Source organism: Chitinophaga sp. (assembly GCF_035564935.1).
Taxonomy (GTDB): domain Bacteria; phylum Bacteroidota; class Bacteroidia; order Chitinophagales; family Chitinophagaceae; genus Chitinophaga.
This window is the reverse complement of sequence record NZ_DATMTE010001107.1, coordinates 1-3,656: the sequence shown is the minus strand read 5'-3', so window position 1 is coordinate 3,656 and position 3,656 is coordinate 1. Positions and strand designations below refer to the sequence as shown.

Below are 3,656 nucleotides of genomic sequence, written 5' to 3'. Positions count from 1 at the left end.
ATTTAAACTTTATACTTTTCCCTATATGTTTTTGGCTTTATGCGATAATTCGTATCTTGCACCACTATTTTCTAATCTAATAGTAAAATATGTCAAGCTGGTTTAAGCGAATTAAACAAGGCATCTCTACCACCACCAGTGAAAAGAAAGAAGCACCGGATGGTTTGTGGCACAAGTGTCCTAACTGTAAGAAAACCACCACCGTAAAGGATCTGAAGGAGCACTATTATGTTTGCGATAAGTGTAATTATCACAACCGCATTAACTCTGCCGAGTATTTTGAGATCATTTTTGATAACAACCAGTTCGAGGAACTGTTCCCAAATATATACCCGACCGACTTCCTGGGCTTTAAAGATCTGAAACCCTATGCCGACAGGCTAAAGGATGCGCAGAAAAAATCCGGGCTGAAAGATGCGATGACGGTAGGTACAGGTAAGGTGCTGGGCAACGATCTTGTAGTGGCTTGTATGGATTTTAACTTTATTGGTGGTTCTATGGGTTCTGTTGTTGGTGAAAAGATTGCCCGTTCCATCGATTACTGTATTATACATAAGATGCCGCTGATGATCATCTCCAAATCTGGTGGCGCCCGCATGATGGAGAGTGCCTTTTCCCTGATGCAGATGGCTAAAACATCCGCCAAGCTCACACAGCTGGCTGATGCAAGGCTGCCCTACATTTCCCTGATGACCGATCCTACCACCGGTGGTGTAACCGCGTCCTATGCAATGCTGGGCGACCTTAACATTGCTGAGCCTGGCGCCCTGATCGGGTTTGCCGGTCCAAGGATCATCAAAGAAACCATCAAGAAAGATTTACCTGCTGGTTTCCAGAGCGCCGAATTTCTGTTGGAGCACGGTTTCCTGGATTTCATCATGGATAGAAAAGAACTGAAGACGAGGTTGGCAAGTTTGCTTACCATCTTCAAAAATTAAGAAGACAGCTTTTAGCCTTCAACGGTTGGCAATTGCAGGAATACTCCTGTATCTGCCAACCGTTGAAGGCTAAAAACTAACCCCTCATATTAAAGTACAAATGGCAGAATTAAAGAACAGATCGGCATATTTTGAGTACGCAATAGAAGATAAATTCATTGCAGGAATGGTGTTGCTTGGTACGGAGATCAAGTCGATCCGTGCGGGTAAGGTGAGCTTTAACGATTCCTTCTGCTATTTTTCAAAGGGAGAATTATACGTGAGAAGCCTGCATATTGCAGAATACTCGCACGGAACTTCCTCCAATCATGATCCCCTGCGTGAGCGTAAGCTGCTGCTCACCAAACGGGAACTGAGAAAAATGGAAAACAAGATCAAGGAACGCGGCTATACCATTGTACCACTTCGTATATTCATTACCGATAAAAGCCTGGCAAAAATGGAGATCGGTATCGGTAAGGGTAAAAAGCTGCATGATAAACGCGACTCTATCAAAGCAAGGGAAGCCGACAGGGAGCTGAGAAGACAGTTTAAATAAACAGAACGCCGGCAGGCAACGCATATCCTTATAAAACAGTTCCCCATTGAAAAAGCTAATATTCAGGCAGTTACTGAGCATTACCGCCATCTTTCTCTACACCTTTATCCTTTCCTGTAAATCAGGCGAAAAATTATTCAACAAAGGCCGGTACGACGACGCCGTTACCGCTTTTGTGAAAAAACTGCAACGCAAACCCCAGGACGCTACTGCCACACGGCTGCTGCCAGACGCCTATAAACAGGCGCAATTGGTGCGGGAAGACAGGGTCAGCGCATATCTCCGTTCCAATAACGAACTCAAGTGGGAAAGTATACGGAATGAATACAGGGCCATGCAAACCCTTTATAACGCCATTCACAGCTCCCCTGCGGCCCTGAAACTGGTACAGCCGAAGGATTACAGGGATGCCATTACAGGCGCCCAGGAAAACGCTGCGGAAATGCGATACGACCGCGGCATATCTTTACTGAACCAGGGCGATAAAGCCAGTGCGCGACAGGCCTATGATGAATTTGGCGCCGCACTTAAGCTCATCCCCAATTACCGCGATGCCAAACAACGCCGGGACGAGGCCTACCAGATGGGCGTGATCAACGTGGTAGTGAGTGAAATTGAAGTACGCTCCCCTTATTACCAGTTCAGCGCCGACCAGTTCCGCGATTACCTGGTACGCAGCCTGCAGCAACGGAATATCAACCAGTTTGTACAGTTCTATGATGAAAGGGTGGCGCGCAACGAAAACCTTCGTCCCGATGAATATATTGAGCTGCGCTTTTTTGATTTCGTAGTGGGGCAAACTTATGTAGACCGCATCGAACGCGACGTTTCAAAGGAAATTGTAGTGGGTACCACCAAAGATTCGACCGGCAAGGAATCCAATATCTATAAAACAGTAAAAGCAACATTGTATATCACCAAAAAAACGGTGGTATCAAAAGGACTGCTGGACTACCGCATTACCAATACCTCCAACGGGCAATTGCTGCGAACCGACCGCATTCCCGGCAGCTATACCTGGCTGAACCAGTTTGGTACGTTTAAGGGAGATGAAAGAGCGTTAAGCGATGAAGATAAACAGCTGATGGGCGGACGGGATATGCCGCCACCACCGCCTACTGATCTGTTCATGGAATTTACGCGGCCTATTTATGATGTACTGGCGAGGGATCTGCAGAGTTTTTATAACAGGATATAACTAAGAAAAGCCTCCGGAAATCCCGGGGGTTTTTCTTATATCTTCTGTTGCAGCAACGGTATCAGCTGATGCGCAGGTACTACCCCGCTCTGCCGCCATATCAGTTTCCCCTCGCGGAAAAGCAGCAAGGTAGGCACACTACTGATCTGCCATTGCGCGGCCAGCTGCTGATTTTTGTCTATATCTATTTTGATGATCCGGATCTTTTCTCCCATTTTATCTTTTACCTCTTTCAGGATGGGAGGTACCATCTGGCAGGGACCGCACCAGGTGGCAAAACAATCAATCAGTACGGGTGTGGAAGAAGCGAGTATCGCCTGCAGGTTTTCCATAGCACATGTTTTAATTCCATCCACAAATTACGGACTTTTTGAAAAGCGAAAAACATAACATATATTACACATATAACTCCGTCTTATCTATGAACTTGCTATCCACCATTATTTATTTCGCGTGGTTCCTCTCTGAGATATTGCTGCACCGCATTCTTCGCGGCACAGGCGCGGACGACAGGAAAAAACAGGACCAGGGAAGCCTTGCTTTTATCTGGATCGTGATTATTGTATTCATCAACGTTTCCGTGATAGTAGCCGCAAAAACGGGTTACTATATCCTCCCGGGGCCGGACATGAATCGTATAGGGCTCAGCGTTATACTGCTGGGAATGCTGCTGCGGTTTGTAGCTATTGCACAGCTGGGCCGGTTGTTTACGGTGAATGTGACCATCCGGAAAGACCACCACATCAAAAAAGACGGCTTGTACAGCGTATTGCGCCATCCCTCCTATGCCGGTTCCCTGTTGTCTTTCCTGGGATTCGGGCTATCGCTGAACAGCTGGCTGGGATTGGCCATTGTATTCGTCCCGGTATTTGCGGCGTTTGTTTACCGGATGAATGTAGAGGAAAAAGTATTGCGCTCGCAGTTTGGTGAAGAATATACTGATTACATGAAGCACACCAGCCGCATTATCCCCTGGATTTAT

The 3,656-nt window shown here is 46.6% G+C and carries 5 protein-coding genes; 4 read left to right on the top strand and 1 reads right to left on the bottom strand.

All coding sequences use genetic code 11. The features are described from left to right. The first annotated feature begins 89 nt into the window (after positions 1-89). The 3 genes from accD (at position 90) to VN105_RS28640 (ending at position 2,674) form a co-directional block, all read left to right on the top strand. Positions 90-938: an acetyl-CoA carboxylase, carboxyltransferase subunit beta gene (accD, locus tag VN105_RS28650; RefSeq protein WP_325646731.1), complete on the top strand. Its 849-nt coding sequence runs from the start codon at positions 90-92 to the stop codon at positions 936-938. Between the two features lie 100 nt (positions 939-1,038). Next, the gene (smpB, locus tag VN105_RS28645) at positions 1,039-1,476 is read left to right on the top strand and encodes an SsrA-binding protein SmpB (protein ID WP_325646729.1); all 438 of its coding nucleotides are present in this window, start codon (positions 1,039-1,041) and stop codon (positions 1,474-1,476) included. 46 nt (positions 1,477-1,522) lie between these two features. After that, positions 1,523-2,674 carry a hypothetical protein gene (locus VN105_RS28640; protein ID WP_325646727.1) on the top strand — a complete coding sequence of 384 codons (1,152 nt, stop codon included), beginning with the start codon at positions 1,523-1,525 and terminating at the stop codon, positions 2,672-2,674. A 35-nt stretch (positions 2,675-2,709) separates the two neighbouring features. Here VN105_RS28640 and trxA read toward each other — a convergent pair whose 3' ends face one another. Further along, complete coding sequence (trxA, locus tag VN105_RS28635; RefSeq protein ID WP_325646725.1) at positions 2,710-3,006, bottom strand: thioredoxin; 297 nt, start codon at positions 3,004-3,006, stop codon at positions 2,710-2,712. 89 nt (positions 3,007-3,095) lie between these two features. Between trxA and VN105_RS28630 the strand changes: the two genes are divergently transcribed. Next, positions 3,096-3,656 (top strand): isoprenylcysteine carboxylmethyltransferase family protein (locus tag VN105_RS28630; RefSeq protein WP_325646723.1); only part of this gene is annotated, 561 nt, incomplete at its 3' end.

What these genes read in the sequence shown, in the direction of transcription:
- accD (WP_325646731.1), top strand. Translation starts at nt 90, where the DNA reads ATGTCAAGCTGGTTTAAGCGAATTAAACAAGGCATCTCTACCACCACC.
- smpB (WP_325646729.1), top strand. Translation starts at nt 1,039, where the DNA reads ATGGCAGAATTAAAGAACAGATCGGCATATTTTGAGTACGCAATAGAA.
- trxA (WP_325646725.1), bottom strand. Translation starts at nt 3,006, where the DNA reads ATGGAAAACCTGCAGGCGATACTCGCTTCTTCCACACCCGTACTGATT.